This window comes from Bacillus cereus (assembly GCF_015071065.1).
GTDB classification, from domain to species: domain Bacteria; phylum Bacillota; class Bacilli; order Bacillales; family Bacillaceae_G; genus Bacillus_A; species Bacillus_A cereus_BA.
In genome coordinates this window covers 1-19,128 of sequence record NZ_VOVA01000026.1, presented here as the reverse complement: position 1 = coordinate 19,128, position 19,128 = coordinate 1, and the positions used below count along the sequence as shown (strand labels likewise).

The window sequence follows — 19,128 nt, the reverse complement described above, 5'->3', positions numbered from 1 at the left end:
AAAACTAGTTTCACCTTTACAAAAATTTAAATGTCAAAAAAATCTAACTTCTTATCCACTTAAAGAAAAGACGCTTTAAAGCATCTTTTCTTTATTTTTATAATTTAGTTGTCTGACGCTTGATAATCATAAATCTTTTCACGAATAGCGGATGCAATAAATTCTTCAATAGAACTGTTCGTTTCTTTTACAATGTTTGTGATTGCATGGTATTCACTGCTTGCTATCGTTACTGCCTTAGTAACACTACTGCTATCTAAATACACGCTATTATTAACACGTCTTGTTAATTTTCCTTCTATTATATATGGGGTTAAAGAATCAATCCATTCTACCTGCATTTGCATTGGTAATTGAATAATGGATTGACGTACATCAAAGTACCAAAAACCATCTTCCTCAGAAACCTTAATGTTTCTTGGTGATACATACTGTAGTACTAAATCAATTAAGTGAAAAATGTTACTTCGCAATTGATTTGATTTAGGAAAACGAAACTTTACAAACTTTTGGTGATGACTTCTTGGTTTATCGGATAAAATATATGCAGGCTTATACCCCATTTTAATTGAATTTTCTAGTGTCATATTGTTTCCAAATTCATCCATAAGCACAATATCCCCGCGCTTCGGAATGGATATAATGCGTGCTAATTTATTACCTTCCATAAACTTTTGGAACAATACTACATTATATTTTTGTGAGAATGTATACAGCGTATTGGCCTGATTCAACTGCTGTACCAATCTGTGTATTTCTTCCTCATTTACAAATTTAGTCTCACGATTACGATGTTTCTGTATAGTACAAGTCAATTCTCCTTCTTCTATCCACTTTTCAAGTTGATACATGCTCACATTATAATCTTTTGCTGCCTGATATAAGGTAATTCCTTCTGTTTCACGATCTTTTTTGAGCTTTTCTATGTCTTCTCGCTTAAATAAAAAGCTACCATCTAAACGCCAGGTCTCTCGATTAATTGGATTTAATTGTCCTTGTTTCATAAGAGTACTAAAAATGAAGCTACTTATTCCTAAATAAGCTTTTACTTCATTCGTATTCATATTTATTTCCTGTATTTCGAACATACGCTCCCCTCCTGTGTGTAAACTTCTGTTATGTGAAATCAATAATTTTATTATGTAAAGTTAAATTGATAAAATATATAATATAAATTTAATTATAACACAATTATAACTTAATTTAATTTAAAATCATATAAAATTTAAAATCATTTTCTAATTAAATTATCTTTTATATAATTAGAAATTATATAAAAGATAATTTTTTAAAAAAATTAGATAATAACCATAGAAAATAGAACATTTTCTATACTTATTCATTAGTTACGATTTTATAAAATTTAATCTTACTATGTAAGTAACTTTTAATGTAATTCAGTTATAATAATAGATATAAAAGGAATTAATATGGAGTTGAGTAACAATGAAATTTGAATTGAATACAATTCATAGTGAAACGTATTTAGAAAACATAGAGAAACAAAAACAAAATTTCTCAAACATAATTGCGTTATGGAATCAAGATTATATAAATGAAGCTGAATTTAAAAAGGAAAATAACGAAAGAGAAGATTCATATACATATGAGGGATTTTCAGATGAAGAAATATTGTATTACTATTTAAATCGGCAAACACATTTTGACCAAGAAAAACGTATAAAGGATGCATCCAGGACTCTATATGCTCGTGATCTAAGTCAATTTTATTTTTTTATTAAGCAAAGCACAGAGTTCCTGCAGCAAGATGTTAAAGATTATGTAGTCGGCCAAGTTTGGAGGAACTTAAGAAAGCGACATATACGTAACTATCAAAAATGGTTATCCCAGGAGGCAATCTCCTATCAATCAAAAGAAAAATACAAAGCATCTACAATTAGTCGGAAACTTGGTGTAATCCGTTCGTATTTGAAATGGCTATATGAAATTCAATATATCCAGGAACCTCTTCATGTGGAATTTCTAAGTACGACCGTTAATAAACACGATAAACCAAAACGCGAATTATCATATGAGGAAGTGAAGCAGTTGCTTCATTACTATAAGGATAATGAAATTAATTATGCTTTATTATCGGTTCTGGCTACTACAGGATTACGTGTTGCAGAAGTAGCGCATGCAAAGTGGGAAGATCTTGAGTATGACGCTATACGAGGACGATACTATTTAACGGTTGATACAAAAGGAGATAATGAACGGATTGTTTCTATTAATAAGGAGATTTTTAGTCGTATTGCCGCGTTCCGAGTTCGAAGAAGGTTACCTATAGACATTGGGAATAGAAATGGTGGAATGTTATTTCAAACTAAGAACCATACTGCTTATAGAGATAATTACTTGTCACAATATATTTCTAAAATCATAAAGGATACACAGTTACCTTTTACAGAGAATATCCGAATTACTCCCCATTTCTTTAGACATTTTTATGTACAGTACTTGTATGATTACAAGGGATTACCACCTCATGTCATCGCAGCTGCAGTCGGTCATAAAAATGATCGGACTACAAAAGAAAATTATCTGAAGCAAAGATTGACAAAAGATAATGATGCCGGCAATCTAATTTTAGAAGATGAATTTTAATTTTAATGCCTTATATTAGTATTACAGGAATTTATACCGGTGTGTTTAGTTATGTAATTTTCACATAACTAAAATTGAGTTTTTGACCATTTTTTTATGTTTACTACTACAAGTGTTCATTAGCTCTTCGCCAAAATTCCCTAGGGATTTTCGTATCTATAGGGAATCGTGTAGAGCCTTGTTGAATTCTTAGTTAGCAGTACCTACAATCAAAAAGTAACACATTTATAAAAAAGGAGTGCTAGTTAGACGATCTAACTAGCACTCCTTTTTTATTGTGTAATTTCATAGTAATCATAAATTATATTAATACTCATGGCAATTAAAATAATCGGAGTTCATCTTGAATCGAAAGACTCATAAAAAATGCCATCCTTTCTGCATATTTCTACAAAAAGAATAGCGTTTTTTTCGCTATATGGATACAAATTTAATCTTAACTCGATGGTGATGTCGCGAGACATATTTTTTGCAGCGAAAAAAATACAGAGTTGGACAGTATATTAAATTCGAATTTTTGATTAAACATTCATTGGTGTTTAATCAGGGATGGCTTGACGTGGAGACTCTGCAAGCATGGTTTTCCTGCCAAGAACCCAGATATCAAAAAGATTGTCAGGATTCGAACAAGTCTAACACGCCTACCTCTCCAAATAAAGCCGTGTTGTATATCGATGAATAGAAATTCTGCAACATTCTTTGTTTTTATTTTGCAATAAACAGAGACCCCTCCTTATATTTTTTCCTTTATATACATTTTTCTAATCGTTTTGGGTTAAGTTATTTCTAGAGGGGACATAGCAATTTCAATGAGTATATTTATATATTACTGTTCGTAAAGTTTGAAATGTAAATTTTTGAATATATTATATATTTTATTTCTGAAGGGAAGGGTATTGTCAATTGAAACAGCATGAAAAAATCCCTTGTTATCCTATAAAATCTTTGCATGACCTTATTCAATTGCTAAAGAAATCTGGAGATTTCACTGAATTAAAAATCCATTCGGATAATTCTCCTGTAGTGGTCTCATATTTTCGGACATTGATTGATGTAAATATGTTACAAGAAGATGTTTTACCGTACATAAAAGAAAAACCTTTCGATTCACTACAAGATATTCAAGCTGCTTTACCAATTGGAGTTGCAAAAGTAACAAAACAAATAGAAGACATTCAGAATGATATTTTAGACGGGTATATACTAATTCAAATAGATAAAGATGTATCAAGTGGATTGTTAATAAATATATCAAAAAAAGAAGGCAGGGATATTTCAAAAGCTGAAATTGAATATAATATTGTAGGCCCACAAATCGCATTTGTTGAAGATCTGGATACAAATTTGAATTTGCTGCGCAGAAGGCTTCCAACGCCATTTCTCCAAGTAGAAGCATTGAGAGTAGGAGATCTTTCTAATACCTCTGTGGCGGTAGTATTTATTGAAGGAATTGCAAACAATCAAAATGTAGAGGAAATCATAAAACGGGTAAGTAAAGTTAAAATAGACCACATTCTTGATAGTACTTACTTAGCCCGACTAATTGTAGATAATCCAAATTCTATTTTTCCACACTTCCTTAATACAGAGCGTCCAGATCGTGTAGCTGCTGTTTTGGCAGAAGGAAAGGTTGCACTATTTGTAGATGGCTCACCGTTTGCTATTACACTCCCTACGACATTGATTGAATTTTTTTCTACAACAGAAGACTATACTATGCCTTGGGTTTTAGCTTCTTTTTTTCGGCTGTTAAGAATTTTTGCTTTTATATTTTCCGTTTTAACTACTCCCTTATATGTTGCAATATTAACATATCATTACGAGCTTATTCCGAAAGAACTTCTTGAAACATTGGTGATTTCTAGAAGTAAGATACCTTTCCCTCCAGTAATCGAAGCATTTTTTTTAGAAATAACTATTGAATTACTGAGAGAAGCAGGGGCGCGCTTACCAACTAAAGTTGGATTAACCGTAGGTATAGTAGGTGGTATTGTAATTGGACAAGCATCGGTACAAGCCAGTCTTACAAGTAACGTGCTTATCATTATTGTTGCTCTTTCTGCTCTTACATCATTTACAACTCCAATTTATAGAATTGGTATTACAATTCGAGTAATCCGCTTTCCATTTATAGTAGCAGCACAACTACTAGGGCTACTAGGGATTGTTATAGCAAGTTCTTTTCTTCTAACACATTTATTACGTACAAAATCATTAAAACGTCCTTATTTATTCCCTTTTTATCCTACAAGACTGGCAGATTGGAAAGACAGTATTATTCGTATGCCAATCTCATCAATGTTTGAGCGCCCTTTATTTTCAAGAGCCAAACAGCGCATGCGTTTTAATCCTGAAGACGCAAAGAAAAATGAAATTTCATCACGAAATGATTTTGATGATTGAATCAAACATGGAGGAACATTATGAAGAACATTCCAACTGAGTATCAAGTATCTCCATTTGTTGTATTTTTTTTAATTTGTACGATGCAAATGGGAGTTGGTATGCTCGGTTTTGAAAGAATTGCTGCAAAGCTAGTAGGAAACGATGCATGGATTAGTACCCTGTTTTTTGGATTGTCTGTTAACCTCATGATTTGGATTATATATCAAATTTTGAATCAAGGTAATGGGGACATCATCATAATCCAACAGAATGTCTTTGGAAAATGGATTAGTGCAGTATTCAACCTCATTTTTCTAGCATATCTGTTGATGTTAGGTGCAACTACATTACATACCTATATTGAAGTCGTACATGTTTGGATGTTTCCCACTATGTCAACGTGGGTTCTTGTAGGAGTTTTTTTGATTTTATGTTACTACATTGTTACAGGAGGATTTCGTGTAGTTGCAGGGGTTGGTTTCTTTGGAATTGTTATTCCAAGTATACTAATCTTCACGTTTTTCTATCCTTTAAAATATACAGATTTCCGCAATTTATTTCCAATATGGCAACATTCATTTCAAGAAATTATTAAAGGAATGAAGGGAACTATGTTCAGCTATCTAGGGTTTGAAACATTATTGATGTATTATCCTTTTATTAAAAAGGCACAAACCTCTCAAAAATATGCACACTACGGGAATTTAGTAACGACCGCTGTATACACGTGGCTTATGATTTTATCCCTTACTTTTTTTAGTGAAAAGCAACTTGCCCATGCTATATGGGGATATTTGAGTATGATCAAAATCATACAATTTCCTTTTATAGAGCGATTTGAGTATATTATAATCTCTGTTTGGGCGTTTTTTATACTCCCCAATCTCTCTATTACATTATGGGGAGTAAGCCGTGGCATAAAAGAGACACTGGGGATAAAACAAAAATATGTTTTGCCAATTCTTATTCTATTCATTTTCATTTTAACATTTTTCGTGAATAGTCGTAATAAAATTAATTTGTTAAACACTTGGGTAGGCCGAGCTGGTTTTATTTACATTTATATGTACCTTCCAGTATTATGGATTATTCAAACCATTCAAATAAAATTAAGGAGATAAAAATGAAAAAGTGGATATTTTTTCTTATATTCAGTGTCTTCTTAACAGGATGCGCTAAAACTAAAATTGTTGATGACATCGATTTAATTCAAGTTGCTTCATATGATTTAGAGGCTGAAGATAAAATAAGAGGAACGTTTGCGATTTCGGCATATACAAGTAGTGGCGGTGGACAAACAAAAATTTATTCAGCATCGGGGAAGAGTAGTAAAGAAATTCTGGCAAGAGCATCTGAACAATCTTCTGGACCTCTAGAGTTAGGTCAATTACGCATGATTATATTTGATAAAAAATTAGCTAAAAAGGGAATGAAAGAAATTTTAGAAACTATGAACCGAATCCCAAGTATCGGAAATGCAATCTATTTAGCGATTGCAAATGAAGAAGGAGAGACACTTTTAAGAGGAACTTACTCTAAAGAAAAAGGAGTTTCCACCTATTTATCTTCCTTAATTGAGCAAAATATTAAGAATGGGGTACAACCAAAAACAAATTTTTATTTATTTTTAAATCAAGTTTATGATGATGCGAGAGATTCATATTTGCCCCTAATTTCAAAAAAAGGAAATTTATTAGAGGTAAATGGCGTGGCTTTATTTAAAAGGTATAGGATGGTTGATACGCTCTCATCTAAAGATTTGTTTATATTCAAAGTGTTGACCGATAAATTTAAAAGTGGAACGTACCAATTCCACCTTCCTGGTTTTTCTGATAATTATGCCACGATAGAAAATATTAAATCTGGAACAAAATACAAAATGAAGGGAAATAGCCGGAATCCATTCATAGATGCCCATATTCAAGTAACGGGTGAAATTCAAGGATTGAAAAAAACAAAAAACTTGGATAATGCTAAAGAAATACGAAAGCTAGAAAAGATAATGGAAAATGAAATAGAGCAAAAGGCAACCAAATTAATAAAAAGATTTATCAATAAAGGAACAGATCCTATAGGTCTTAGAAAATTTGGTAGGACTCAAACAAAAAAGTGGAACGATAAAGAGTGGGAAAACTCCTATAAGCATTTACGTTTTCATGTAACCGCGGATGTGAAAATTGTCCAATCTGGTGTGACAGAATAAAAAGTCACATAAGGTATGAAAACAGGAAAGCATCTCATGAAAAGTTGAGATGCTTGGTTGAGTATATTTAATAATTTTTATACATGTACAGCTATACCACTATACCACTTACCGCAACCATTAGAATTCCGTCACGAACCACTTCATAGTTTACATCAATCCCAACAATTGCATTTGCACCTTTTTGTTTTGCAAGCTGTTTCATTTCTTTCATCGCAATATCACGTGCTTCCTTCAATTTCCTTTCGGATGATTCTGCTTCACGATGTTGTTCAGATATTTGATTTGTCTCACTCGGGTGCCTTTCGGCATCTTTTTTCGTTCTGGGGGCGTTATAAAACTTTAACCTGATGGCGATGGATTCCTGCCAACATTTTGACGTAAAACCCACAGTAATACATTTTGGGGAATTAAAATGTTAAATTTCCCTACGCTAAGCAAATTCAACATAAATATAGCCCAATACCTGTATGTTAAGGAATTGGGCTTTTATTAATTAAATTTTATTCATGGAGCAAATAACCTATTTGAGTCAATTTTACTGAAAGAAGACCCTTTTACATTCAGAGAAAATGGTCTCATTAGATACTTTAAGTTCATTAAAAAAGATTTTAACTTATTTTAGAATTCTTTATCCCCTTAGATATTGTGAATCCTTTATAATAAACTTCTTTAAATTGAGTGACAATCATTATGCTGATAACAACAAGCAAGAACCAAGAACTAATTTTACCAATATGTACAAGACTCCAAGAGTTTTGTTGATTCGGATATTGCCATGCTCCGAAAAAAGTGGCAATGTTTTCTGCAATCCATATAAAAAAGCCAATTAGGAAAAATGAAAAAGGAAGTGGCATTTTATATGTGTTGTTTCGCACTGTGAATTGCACATAAGTTTGAGCAAAGACAATAAATAAAAGGATAGTCAAAATCCAACGGAAATCTAAAATAAAATGATGTGTGAAAAAGTTTAAATAGATCATTACTCCAAGTGGTATTGTCCATATATATTTTGGCCAGTTATTCATTCTTAAATGAAATCGATGCCACGCTTGACAAATATAACTCGCAACACTTGCATACATAAAACCGCTATATAGTGGTACTCCAAAAACTTTCGTCCATGCTTCTTCTGGATATGACCATGAACCGACATGAACCTTATATACTTCTAATAGAAATCCGATAACATGGAACACACTAATCACTTTTAATTCGCCTTTTGTCTCTAACTTATTTTTGAACATGAGGTATTGCGTAATGAGACAAATAAGTAGAATAAAATCGTAGCGATGTAATCCAGGAATTACAATTATCTTTGAAACAGCAAGAGTTACAAAGATAACCACTGGAAAGATGCAAGAAAGGGCTTGATGGTAACTGAAATAAAAAAGATCTTGTATATATTTCATGTTTTTACCTTCTAACTGAGCGATGTTCTATTCTATGAAGTCTTAAAGTACATCACGTTTTTGGAATAACGCACTTGATACAATGAGTAATAATGCCAAGTGTATAATTACAAAAATTAATGATGTTGTAAAATTGAAATTTGTAAATAGTGGATTAGTTCCACCATTAATAAGTACATTACTGTCATACATTTCTAAATTCAAATGAGAGAATACGGAAAATTGTGCTACTTCTTTAAACATCTTAAACAATAGATTATTTATTAATCCTTGTGTGAGGAAGATAACTAGCGTAATAATTAATGGTAATACTGATTTTCTAAAAACATTTGCTAGGAAAAAGGAAAATGTTGTATAAAACAATATTGGTAACGTTTTATAAGTAACTATTTTTAGTAGCATTTTAAGCGTTAAATCTTCTTTTTCTCCACCAAAGATTATAAGCCCAATTATCATTGAAACCACCAAAGAGATAAAACAAACAAAAATCACAGCAAGTATAGTTGTTATATATTTCGAAAACAGTATGGTGATTCGTTTTCTTGGACGAATAAGCAACTGTTTAATGGTTCCTTTCTGGAACTCATCTGAAATGATTCGAGTTGCAAGTGCTATACCAAAAATTGTAACCAAACCAGCGACCATTTCAAATGTCATGTTTGTAAACGATAGATAACTTGCAAATCGCTCTTTAAGTGGGAGCCATGATTTGATAGCGAATACTGCTACAACTTCTAAAGCGATTATCAATCCTATAAGCATATAGATACTTTTTCTTGCATGTAGTTTTAGCATCTCATTTTTAACTAATTTAAACATTATGCTTTTCCTCCCTCTGTAATCGCTAAGAATTCATCTTCTAATGTTTTGTTTTGTACTGTTACACCATAAACCAGTACATCAGCATAAATAAGTTTTTTTATAATTTGTGGAATTTCTTCCTTCTTTACAGATGCAAGGACTACATTTTGCTGCACTACTTTTCCTTTTATGATCTTATTTGCTTCATTTACCGCATCAACTCCAAAAGCAACTTCGACCTTGTCTTCATTTTTTTGCTTTTCATGTAAATTATACGCTTGTACAAATTGCCCATCTTTTATAATAACAACACGGTCACACATGAGTTCAATTTCACTCAATAGGTGACTGGAGACGATTACTGAAATACCTTCTTCTTTAGCTAAACGTCGTAAATAATCCCGAATTTGACGAATACCTGCTGGATCTAATCCATTCGTTGGTTCATCTAAAATTAAAATCTTTGGATTATGCAAGAGCGCTTGCGCAATACCAAGACGTTGCTTCATTCCAAGCGAATATGTTTTTACCTTTTTATCAATTGCTTTCTCTAAATCTACAAGCTTTATAATTTCAGCAATACGTTCTTTGCTAATTGATTTAACCGCCATATTAGCAAAATGCTTTAAATTTTGCATACCTGTCATATACTCATATAGTTCAGGATTCTCTACAATTGCGCCAATTTGCTCTAAAGCTTTTTCACGATTTGTACGAATACTATGACCACAAATGATAATATCCCCTTCTGTCATCGTAATGAGACCGGTCATCATTCGAATTGTTGTCGTTTTTCCACTACCATTCGGTCCAAGAAATCCATATACTTCGCCCTCTTTTACTTCGAATGAAAGACCTCGAATAATTTCATTTCCTCCAATTTTTTTATGAACATTTTCTAATTTTACTACTACGCTCTCCATTTTTTCCTCCTCCTAACGAATTTTGATTTTTCTATTAAATGGACATAATCAAATTCAATTATGTTTCACTTTTTTTATTACTAAAATAATAGCCGCCAACAATAATGCAACAATACCACTAAAAACAAAAAGAATACTTAATGGAATTAGGAAGAAAGGTTCCGTTAATGTTCCGTCTGGTGCTAGGCTTGAACCCATCATAAAATAACTAACCATGCAAATGGTTCCTAGCAATATTGATATAAAAGCTAATAGATATATTTTTTTCATGATACATTCTCTCCTTCATTAACAGAGTTATTTTTTTTGTACTCTAAAATATCACATATTTTATCTAGCGTTGAAAATTTAATCGCTTTTACTTTTCCGTTTTTTAATATTGAAACGTTTGCCATTGTAATACCTAATCTTTTTGTGAGTTCTGTAACACTCATTTTTCTTTTCGCTAACACTACATCAAGGTTTACTATGATAGTCATATTTCGGCACCTCAAATCGTTAGGTCGTTATCTTGTTTTATTTCGCTAGCGTTTCTAACTAAGTAAGAAAGCATGGAAGTAAATATCGCAATAACGACAGCGGAAAATAGAATTGGTAACAGTACCATTAAAACATTTGTATTGTAGTCTCCAGATATCAAGAGATATAGTAACGCAAAAACGTATAGAACACTTTCAATCATTGATAAAATACTTATTCTTCTTAATCTATTGGCATTTTTAATAGTAAAGGCTTGATCGTAACCAATATCGGAACATATCTGCCAACCCAAAACTAATGAAATAAAGAATGGAATACCAGTCATCCAAATGAATACAATAAAAAACGGAATCTTAGTAATCCAGATGAAGATAATAAAGGGCTCATATAATCCCTTTAAATTTTCTGAATTCATCAAGATGTCCCTTCCAATTTCAGGACCAATATAAATGCAAAATAACAAACCCAAAATCCAGCAAAAAGCAACTATTAATTTTAACCAAACTGATAATTCTTTTTGTTTCAAAGGAAATCCCCCTCTTAGCTAGCTATCAATATAATAATTTAAGAAACTCATTTTAGTCAATAAAAAGTTATCGTTTTGCGATAAAAAAATATCTCTTTTCAACATTTTATCTGGTTCTGTTGCAAAGTTTTCTAAATGAATTTACACTTTAGAAAAAAGGATACGAGGAGAATCACACATGCAATATTTTAAAGGGAAACAGTTCAAAAAAGATATTATTTTGGTAGCCGTCGGCTACTATTGTCGTTTTTCTTTAAGATATCGTGATGTCTCTGAAATTCTGAAAGAACGTGGTGTTTCGGTTCACCCAACAACCAACATGCGATGGGTTCATGAATATGGAAATCTGATTTATCAAATCTGGAAGAAGAAAAATAAAAATGTACAATTATCGTGGAAATTAGATGAAACCTATATAAAAGTTAAAGGAAAATGGTGTTATTTATATCGTGCGATTGATAAAGATGGATGCACATTGGATATTCAACTTCGTAAAACACGAGATCATCAGGCGGCATATGCCTTTATGAAAAGATTGGTGAAAGCTTTTGGAGAACCCACGGTTCTCAGCACAGAAAAAGCACCCGCATTACTTTGTGCGTTAAAAAAATTAAGAAAAAAGGGCTTATATAAAGAAACTACTCATTGTACGGTTAAATATCGAAATAATCTAATCGAACAGGACCATAGACATATAAAGCGACGTTTTGCCAAATCCGCAGGATTTCAAAGTCCTCGTCACGCTTCACGAACGATAAAAAGAATGGAAGCTGTTCATGCTTTATATAAACAAAAACGAAATCTGAGCCCAGATTTCGTTTTTTCGACGTATGATGAATTACGGAATTTATTAACAATCGCAAAAAATGGAGAGTTTTTGGTTGGAATAATCTATTCTTTAGCAAACTTTGCAACAGAACCCTTATTTGTCATGCTCATTTTTAAAGACAAAAAGCATTTTAAAAGTTTTTTAGTTCATATGAACGAAAATTCATTTTGTCTCCGTTCTTAAGTTGATGGGCATGGGGTCACCATACATACCCATCAACTTAAGAAATCAGAATTACCCCAAAACGAAAAAATGAGCTTTTTTGTTACAAGTTGGTACAAATTTTCATTTTAGGCGTAAATTAAAACCTTAGCTTAATGTCTATGTATGGTGAGCACTATTTGGGGTGATCAAGGATTTTCAATCATTATATTTAGATTATTAGTGTTAAAATAAGTATAGAAATTGCGAGGTTTTTATTCAAGAATAGTAGTAATTAGCCGAATAAGACGTAAAGTAATTAAATAACAAATTACATAGATAACTGGAGAGGTTCAAATGAGTAAAGTAGGAATATGTAAGGTGGATATTACACCTCCTTTAGGTATTGATTTTATTGGATACCATAGACCAATAGGGATTAGTAAAATTGAAGAACATATTTATGCAACAGTATATGTGTTTGAAAATAATCAAACAAAGACAGTATTTATTAGTATTGATAATATAGGAATGTTAATAGAAGATACAATAATAATTCGAGAACAGGTTGCACATGAGTTGAATGTTCCATTCAAAAACATAACCGTTGTTTATACTCATACCCATTCTGGTCCCGAAACAGTCGGTGATGATCAATTGACAAAGTCTTATAAAACGATTCTAATCAATAATGTGGTTAAAGGAGCCATAATTGCAAATGATAATATGCAATTATCTGAGGTGGGTTGGAACGTAACGATGGGTGAAATTGGAGTAAATCGAAGAGAGAGAACATCTGATAGAAAAGTGAAAATGGGTATAAATGAAAATGGAGTTGTAGACAAACGAATTGGCGTTTTAGCAATCAGAAACTACAAAACAAAAGAACTAACTGGAATTATTGTATTTTGTACTGCTCATCCTAATGTCTTAAAGTCAGATAGTGATATATTATCAGCAGATTATCCAGGATTGACAAGGGGAATTCTAGAACAAACATTGAACTGTCCTGTAATCATTGTTCAGGGGGCAGCTGGAAATGTGAATGCAAAATACCGTGGTTCTAAGGAAGCGTTAAAACACATGGCTTACATATTGAGTGGCAATGTTCTAACGATGTTACCAACAGTTACTTATAATTTAATTTCAAAGCTGAATACTATTTCAACTACAATGAAAATGAAACTAAAGGATATTCCTGAGCTTGAAGAGATAAAAAAAATGGCGCTACTAGCTCAAAAGCAATGGGGTGTTAATACTGATCAGTGGCTTAGTGTTGTTGTTGCTAAGCACAAGGAAAATATTAAACAGTTAGCAATTGATTTAGAAATTCAGTTATTTCAAATCAATGATGGATCATTCTCTGGAATACCAATGGAACCTTTTTCAGAAACAGCTCTAGCTATTAAAGAAAATCTGAACAATGAACTAGCTTTTTTTGGTGGATACACGAATGGTTATCTAGGTTATCTACCTACAAAAGAAGAATATATATACGGAGGGTATGAAGTGGAACTAAACCCTCTGGTTTATGGGCCAAGTACAAATCTACTGATGCCGCCAGAAGAGAATACTGCTGAGTTGATAGTGAGCAAGGTTATGAAACTATACAGTAATTAATGTTTTTATAATCAAGCAAAATATCTTATTCAGCAAATGGGGACCTTCCATCACTATCAAACTAAGGTTTTGCACTATCTATAAAGCAAAAAAGACGTTATTCTTTTTGTAGAAATATACAGAAAGGATGGCGTTTTTGTATGAATCTATCGATTCAAGATGAGTTTTATTTGTTCGCTGAAGAACTACAGCGATATCTATCTCCACATATTCTTCAACAACTTGGCCAAGACACAGGTTTTGTAAAACGTAAAAGTAAGTATGGCGCACGAGATTTGGCTGCTTTATGTATTTGGATCAGTCAACATGTAGCAAGTAGTTCCCTTACTCGATTATGTAGTCAGCTTTATGCAAATACAGCTACACTTATGAGTCCAGAAGGACTTAATCAACGTTTTAACCGATGTGCTGTTTTATTTCTACAGCGTGTATTTTCCCTTTTAATCCAAAGTAAACTAAATGATTCTTCTCAAATCTCAAACCAATACATTTCTTATTTTCAACGTATACGTATTTTAGATGCTACTACTTTTCAAGTACCCAACCATTTAGCTTCTATTTATCCTGGTTCAGGAGGATGTGCACAGACAGCTGGTATTAAGATTCAACTAGAGTATGATTTACATAGTGGGAAATTCCTCAATTTTCAAATGGAACCAGGTAAAAATAATGATAAAACCTTTGGTACAGAATGTTTGGATACCTTACGACCAGGAGATTTATGTATTCGAGATTTAGGTTACTTTTCTCTAAAAGATTTAGACCAGATGGATCAACGAGGGGTATTCTATGTTTCACGGTTGAAATTAAATAATAGAGTATATGTGAAAAATGAATCTCCAGAATTCTTTCGGGATGGGACAGTAAAAAAGCAATCTTTATATGCTTTACTTGACCTTGAACATATCATGCATCAGATAAAACCAGGAGATACTTATGAAATTCGAAATGCCTATGTTGGACAACAAAAATTACCTTCACGAGTTGTAATATGCAGACTCACATCAGCTCAAGTTCATAAACGTAGGAAACAGCAAACTTATGTTGAAAAGAAAAAAGGGGTTACATACTCTGAAAAAAGTAAACGTTTAACAGAAATCAATGTTTATATTACCAACATCCCATGGGAAATGGTTCCGATGGAACATGTTCACGAGATTTACTCTCTACGTTGGCAAATAGAGATTGTATTTAAAACATGGAAATCTCTTTTTGGTATCAATCATTGTCACAATATTAAGCAAGAGCGTCTAGAATGTCATCTTTATGGACAGTTAATCGCTATTTTTCTTTGTTCTTCCACTATGTTCAAAATGCGACAGCTGTTACTACAGAAAAAACAAAAAGAATTAAGTGAATATAAAGCAATTTATATGATTCAAGATCATCTGTACTTAGTATATAAAGCTATACAACAAGACACCCAAGAAGTATCAAAAATTTTCCTTCGTCTGTTTGACCTTTTACAGAAAAACGGACGGAAATCCCATAGATATGAGAAAAAGACAATCTTTGATATTTTAGGCGTTGTTTATCAGTGCACTGTATCCAATCTAAAGCAGAAAACTGCATAACCTTTAAAAATACACCTTATCAAGGTTTATTTGGAATGCGCATTTTTAAAAACAAATAAACAAAATATCAAGCATGTAGGCAACAAGAACGGAAGGTCATGGAATACCTAATCTTAGCTTGATGGGCATGGGGTCACCATATCAAAAAAAGAAAATTGTACGTTACGACACAATTTAGACAAATTTAAGTCAATACCCTGTACGCTAAGGGCAAAATAGACCTAAGTAAAACGTTGCAAAAATTAACATATATGCAACACTTCCCTTAAGCTTGATTTTTATAGCGCCACAACGTTGCATATATTATGTTGCAAATTAAAACCTGAAAATGATACAATATTTGTAGCGAAATAGAAAAATAGATTTATGCAACATTAGGAGAGAAAAAATGAATTACGCATATATTCGAGTGTCCACTCCACAACAAGATTACACATTCCAAAAAAAAGAAATACTTACATATTGTGGAATGAACCGGATTGAATTGTTAGAAGACTCTATTTTTGAGGAAAAGCAAAGCGGTAAAAATTTGGAGAGAGAACAATTCCAAATTCTTATGCAGCAACTAAATCCAGGTGATACACTTATTGTCTATAAATTAGATCGTTTAGGTAGAAATCTTTCTGATATGATTCGTACTCATGAAAAACTGATCAAAAATGACATTGGCGTCATTGCTATTAATGATAACATTGATACGCGGAAGAAAGATGACATGACTACGAAAGTAATGGTTACAATCTTATCTTTATTCGCTGATGTTGAACGAAACTATATACTGGAGCGAACACAGGCTGGTCGCATGAAGTATGTAGAAAATGGCGGGAAATTGGGGAGAACTCCTAAAATTAATAAGTCTAAAACTGATTTGATACTTGAGCTACTTGAACAGGGGAAAACGAAACAGGAGATTGCTGATTTTTTAAATGTTGACAGAACTACTATTTATCGCACATTAAAACGAAATGGTTATTAGGAAGTTCATTGATAACGAGTACCATTATGTTTCTATTAAAATATATCCACTTCTAAAAAATTCGCGTTCTTGCTTAAAGACTTTATCACAACAAAAGGAGCTAAATTATAGATATTAGCTCCTCTTGTTTGTAAATTATTTGTAACTAATCTGCCAAACATTTCATGTGGAAGAAAAAGGAAGTAACAACTTCTATACATTGCCAGCCCCTCTCGCCCATTGAAAAAAATGTTTTTCCGCCTTTTTTTCATAGAATGGCTGAGTAACCTTTTATTTTATCTTTGCACCAGAACCAGTATACTCGAAAAATCTAAAACAGATCATAACATGGAAAATAAGCTCAGTCCATGTCATGACCCATTTTATACATATAAGCTAATTTTTCAAACTATCATTATATGCTTATTATTTTAATATGGCATTTTATGTCCCCAATAATCGAAGTGATAATCTTTGCCGTCAATTTTAAACCAACCGTCTGCATAAAGTGAACCATCTTCTCTAGCACAATACCAAAGGTATCCGTATGCAAGAGGGAAAGGTCTATATCCACCACCAACTTGGAACCAGCCCGTTTTAGCTGCCCCATTTTCGTCGAAGTAATAATATTTATTATCGATCGTTTGCCAGCCCGTTTGTGCTACGCCGTTATTGTCAAAATGGTATAGTTTACCGTCTATTTTTTCAAATCCTGCTCGGTTAACTGATCCGTCTTCATGAAAATAATATTTCTTTCCGTCAATGTATTCATAACCATCAAAAGTAGTGCTGCGCCCATTCTGGAAATAATATTTTTTACCATCGACTACCTTCCAACCAGAATAGAGAAGTCCTTCTTCTAGGCTGTAATAATTCAGTACAGGCTTATTTTCTAATGCCAGAATGGCATAACCTTTAGAGATTCCACTTTTTCTAACCGAACCGTCTTTTTCAAAAAATAACTCTTTCTTATCCAAAGTAACATAAGCACCATCAAGACCATTAATACCTTTCAGCTCTGTTACCCCCGGTCTAGAAGCCTTCTCAAGTGCGCCTTTATCACCAGAAAAGTGAAGCACGATATTTTGATTTTCTAAACGTACTTCCTGTTTCTTTGATTCCCAATTTTCGAAATAATAAATTTTACCATCTATTTCTTTTAGACCTTCTTTAACGAATGCTCCAGAAGCATCGGCATAGTAATCTCCCTTCCAGGTTGATCGTTGTAAAACACCGTCATCAAAGTGGTAGTATTTATCCTCAATCAGTGAATCACTTCCAGTTCCAGTAACCATGTAGCCATAAGACGGTGAGAAATAATAAGTCTTCCCCTTAATTTCTTGCCAGCCTGTCATGAGAATTCCCTCAGAATCTGCAAAGGAATACCCATCACCTCGGTTTACCCAACTGTTCTTTATTACATTTCCAGAAGAATCTTTTGCAATCCATTTAGTAGAATCTTTTTCATCAGCTACAACCTGTACCTTGTCATACTTCTGTTTCTCATTTTCTTTACCCGGATACCACTCTATTAACCAATTGTTAATTTCATTGTTGCTTTTATTTTCGAAACGAATTTTAGATTGGAGACTCTGATCAGTACCGAACTTTGAAGTATGCCTATCACCAATTAAACTTACTCCATTCTTGTTATTCAAACGGAACTGAGATGAACCAGATTCAGAATTTTCTATCTGAACAAGTTCAAACACTTCATCATCGCCAAGCGAATCGGAATATTGAAGTTCGTTTCCTTCTTTTCCTGAAAGGTATTTTGAACCTGTTTTTACGATTACTTTATTCGTTCCTTTTTTATAAGGGATAATTTGATAAGGTTTACCATCATTTAGTCTAATGTATGTCAGTAGCAGACCTGTCTCTATGACGTTAGTACGCTCCGCCAATACATCAGATAATCGATCATAAAAATCTGCACGAGCTTTAGGATCATTATTAACATAGTTGTCAAGGACATCTTTAGATACTGGCTTTGAAGTCAATGTTACCAATTGTTTTTGCCTATCTGATAATTTATTTGCTATATAATCAAATAGGGTATCCTGACTATAAACAACCACGTCCCAATCTGGAGTCCAAACGTCTGCATATTTTTTATAAAGTGGACTAAGTATTCTTGGGTTTTTACCAGATGCTTTTTCTACAAATGCAGTGTGATCTTGATTCATTACAACTCCGGTCTTTCCTTCGTTTAATTGTGCTTGTGTAATGTAAAGAAGATCGTGTTCTGAGATATTTGCTCCATTAGGGTTTAAATCTATAATTGCACCTGCTTCAGTAATTTTAAGCTGCTGCCCAGATCTTAGTTGATGAATTTCAATTCTTCCATTTGGATAGCGTACTTTAACTGACTTAGTAAAATTCATATCACCTTGTGTATGATACATGGAAATATTAAATTCCCCAGATGTAAAATTAGGAGCCTGATAAGCTAGATTTTCTGCATATACATCAATGGTAGTGCTTGTTGCTATATCCCCAGGGCCTAGTCCAAGTGTTTGATAAGTGTTTGCTACAGCACCTAATACAGTAATACTTATATCTAATACCGCACCTATCCCTGCGCTAGCCTTATTTTCTGCAATCGGTGCCATAGAAAAAAGAATTCCTAATGCTGCTGTTGCAGGGATTACCTTCTTTCCAATTCCTACAGA

The 19,128-nt window shown here is 32.8% G+C and carries 15 protein-coding genes and 2 pseudogenes; 8 read left to right on the top strand and 9 right to left on the bottom strand.

What is annotated here, in order from left to right; translation table 11 throughout:
• Window positions 1–104: 104 nt before the first annotated feature.
• Window positions 105–1,088 carry a DNA-binding protein gene (locus tag FT637_RS27295; RefSeq protein ID WP_193648919.1) on the bottom strand — a complete coding sequence of 328 codons (984 nt, stop codon included), beginning with the start codon at window positions 1,086–1,088 and terminating at the stop codon, window positions 105–107.
• Window positions 1,089–1,446: 358 nt separating this feature from the next.
• Between FT637_RS27295 and FT637_RS27290 the strand changes: the two genes are divergently transcribed.
• The 4 genes from FT637_RS27290 (at window position 1,447) to FT637_RS27275 (ending at window position 7,195) form a co-directional block, all read left to right on the top strand.
• On the top strand, window positions 1,447–2,607 hold the full coding sequence (locus FT637_RS27290; protein ID WP_193648918.1) for a tyrosine-type recombinase/integrase: 1,161 nt from the start codon (window positions 1,447–1,449) through the stop codon (window positions 2,605–2,607).
• Window positions 2,608–3,510: 903 nt separating this feature from the next.
• The gene (locus FT637_RS27285; protein ID WP_193648917.1) at window positions 3,511–5,010 is read left to right on the top strand and encodes a spore germination protein; all 1,500 of its coding nucleotides are present in this window, start codon (window positions 3,511–3,513) and stop codon (window positions 5,008–5,010) included.
• A gap of 20 nt (window positions 5,011–5,030) precedes the next feature.
• Window positions 5,031–6,113, top strand: a complete 1,083-nt coding sequence (locus tag FT637_RS27280) for a GerAB/ArcD/ProY family transporter (RefSeq protein ID WP_193648916.1) — start codon at window positions 5,031–5,033, stop codon at window positions 6,111–6,113.
• A 2-nt stretch (window positions 6,114–6,115) separates the two neighbouring features.
• Window positions 6,116–7,195, top strand: coding sequence for a Ger(x)C family spore germination protein (locus tag FT637_RS27275; RefSeq protein WP_193648915.1), 1,080 nt, complete (start codon window positions 6,116–6,118; stop codon window positions 7,193–7,195).
• A gap of 91 nt (window positions 7,196–7,286) precedes the next feature.
• On the opposite strand, the pseudogene FT637_RS30160 reads toward FT637_RS27275, so the two are convergent.
• The 7 genes and pseudogenes from FT637_RS30160 to FT637_RS27240 all read right to left on the bottom strand — a co-directional run.
• Window positions 7,287–7,442 (bottom strand): annotated as a pseudogene (locus FT637_RS30160) (heavy metal-binding domain-containing protein); the annotation flags it as partial.
• Between the two features lie 364 nt (window positions 7,443–7,806).
• Window positions 7,807–8,607, bottom strand: coding sequence for a DUF817 domain-containing protein (locus tag FT637_RS27265; protein WP_193648914.1), 801 nt, complete (start codon window positions 8,605–8,607; stop codon window positions 7,807–7,809).
• Between the two features lie 42 nt (window positions 8,608–8,649).
• Complete coding sequence (locus tag FT637_RS27260) at window positions 8,650–9,426, bottom strand: ABC transporter permease (protein ID WP_193648913.1); 777 nt, start codon at window positions 9,424–9,426, stop codon at window positions 8,650–8,652.
• A complete protein-coding gene (locus FT637_RS27255; protein ID WP_193648912.1) occupies window positions 9,426–10,331 on the bottom strand; it encodes an ABC transporter ATP-binding protein in 906 nt (301 codons plus the stop codon). The genes FT637_RS27260 and FT637_RS27255 overlap by 1 nt, the downstream gene beginning before the upstream one ends.
• A 54-nt stretch (window positions 10,332–10,385) precedes the next feature.
• Entirely contained in the window at window positions 10,386–10,601 is a 216-nt protein-coding gene (locus FT637_RS27250) for a DUF3955 domain-containing protein (protein WP_193648911.1), read from the bottom strand.
• The gene (locus tag FT637_RS27245; RefSeq protein WP_193648910.1) at window positions 10,598–10,810 is read right to left on the bottom strand and encodes a helix-turn-helix domain-containing protein; all 213 of its coding nucleotides are present in this window, start codon (window positions 10,808–10,810) and stop codon (window positions 10,598–10,600) included. The genes FT637_RS27250 and FT637_RS27245 overlap by 4 nt, the downstream gene beginning before the upstream one ends.
• 11 nt (window positions 10,811–10,821) lie before the next feature.
• Complete coding sequence (locus FT637_RS27240) at window positions 10,822–11,337, bottom strand: DUF2975 domain-containing protein (RefSeq protein WP_193648909.1); 516 nt, start codon at window positions 11,335–11,337, stop codon at window positions 10,822–10,824.
• Window positions 11,338–11,515: 178 nt separating this feature from the next.
• On the opposite strand from FT637_RS27240, the pseudogene FT637_RS27235 reads away from it, so the two are divergent.
• The 4 genes and pseudogenes from FT637_RS27235 to FT637_RS27220 all read left to right on the top strand — a co-directional run.
• Window positions 11,516–12,196, top strand: a pseudogene (locus FT637_RS27235) (IS6 family transposase); the annotation flags it as partial.
• 468 nt (window positions 12,197–12,664) lie between these two features.
• Window positions 12,665–13,927, top strand: a complete 1,263-nt coding sequence (locus tag FT637_RS27230) for a neutral/alkaline non-lysosomal ceramidase N-terminal domain-containing protein (protein WP_193648908.1) — start codon at window positions 12,665–12,667, stop codon at window positions 13,925–13,927.
• Between the two features lie 140 nt (window positions 13,928–14,067).
• Complete coding sequence (locus FT637_RS27225) at window positions 14,068–15,501, top strand: IS4 family transposase (RefSeq protein ID WP_193648907.1); 1,434 nt, start codon at window positions 14,068–14,070, stop codon at window positions 15,499–15,501.
• Window positions 15,502–15,889: 388 nt separating this feature from the next.
• A complete protein-coding gene (locus tag FT637_RS27220) occupies window positions 15,890–16,477 on the top strand; it encodes a recombinase family protein (RefSeq protein WP_193648906.1) in 588 nt (195 codons plus the stop codon).
• A 410-nt stretch (window positions 16,478–16,887) separates the two neighbouring features.
• On the opposite strand, the gene FT637_RS27215 is transcribed toward FT637_RS27220, so the two are convergent.
• On the bottom strand, window positions 16,888–19,128 hold a 2,241-nt coding region (locus tag FT637_RS27215), incomplete at its 5' end, for an N-acetylmuramoyl-L-alanine amidase family protein (protein ID WP_193648905.1).

Excerpts from the sequence above, each read along its gene's own strand:
- FT637_RS27225 (WP_193648907.1), top strand. The coding sequence starts at position 14,068 with ATGAATCTATCGATTCAAGATGAGTTTTATTTGTTCGCTGAAGAACTA.
- FT637_RS27295 (WP_193648919.1), bottom strand. The coding sequence starts at position 1,088 with ATGTTCGAAATACAGGAAATAAATATGAATACGAATGAAGTAAAAGCT.
- FT637_RS27260 (WP_193648913.1), bottom strand. The coding sequence starts at position 9,426 with ATGTTTAAATTAGTTAAAAATGAGATGCTAAAACTACATGCAAGAAAA.
- FT637_RS27280 (WP_193648916.1), top strand. The coding sequence starts at position 5,031 with ATGAAGAACATTCCAACTGAGTATCAAGTATCTCCATTTGTTGTATTT.
- FT637_RS27265 (WP_193648914.1), bottom strand. The coding sequence starts at position 8,607 with ATGAAATATATACAAGATCTTTTTTATTTCAGTTACCATCAAGCCCTT.
- FT637_RS27290 (WP_193648918.1), top strand. The coding sequence starts at position 1,447 with ATGAAATTTGAATTGAATACAATTCATAGTGAAACGTATTTAGAAAAC.
- FT637_RS27230 (WP_193648908.1), top strand. The coding sequence starts at position 12,665 with ATGAGTAAAGTAGGAATATGTAAGGTGGATATTACACCTCCTTTAGGT.
- FT637_RS27255 (WP_193648912.1), bottom strand. The coding sequence starts at position 10,331 with ATGGAGAGCGTAGTAGTAAAATTAGAAAATGTTCATAAAAAAATTGGA.
- FT637_RS27220 (WP_193648906.1), top strand. The coding sequence starts at position 15,890 with ATGAATTACGCATATATTCGAGTGTCCACTCCACAACAAGATTACACA.
- FT637_RS27245 (WP_193648910.1), bottom strand. The coding sequence starts at position 10,810 with ATGACTATCATAGTAAACCTTGATGTAGTGTTAGCGAAAAGAAAAATG.
- FT637_RS27275 (WP_193648915.1), top strand. The coding sequence starts at position 6,116 with ATGAAAAAGTGGATATTTTTTCTTATATTCAGTGTCTTCTTAACAGGA.
- FT637_RS27250 (WP_193648911.1), bottom strand. The coding sequence starts at position 10,601 with ATGAAAAAAATATATCTATTAGCTTTTATATCAATATTGCTAGGAACC.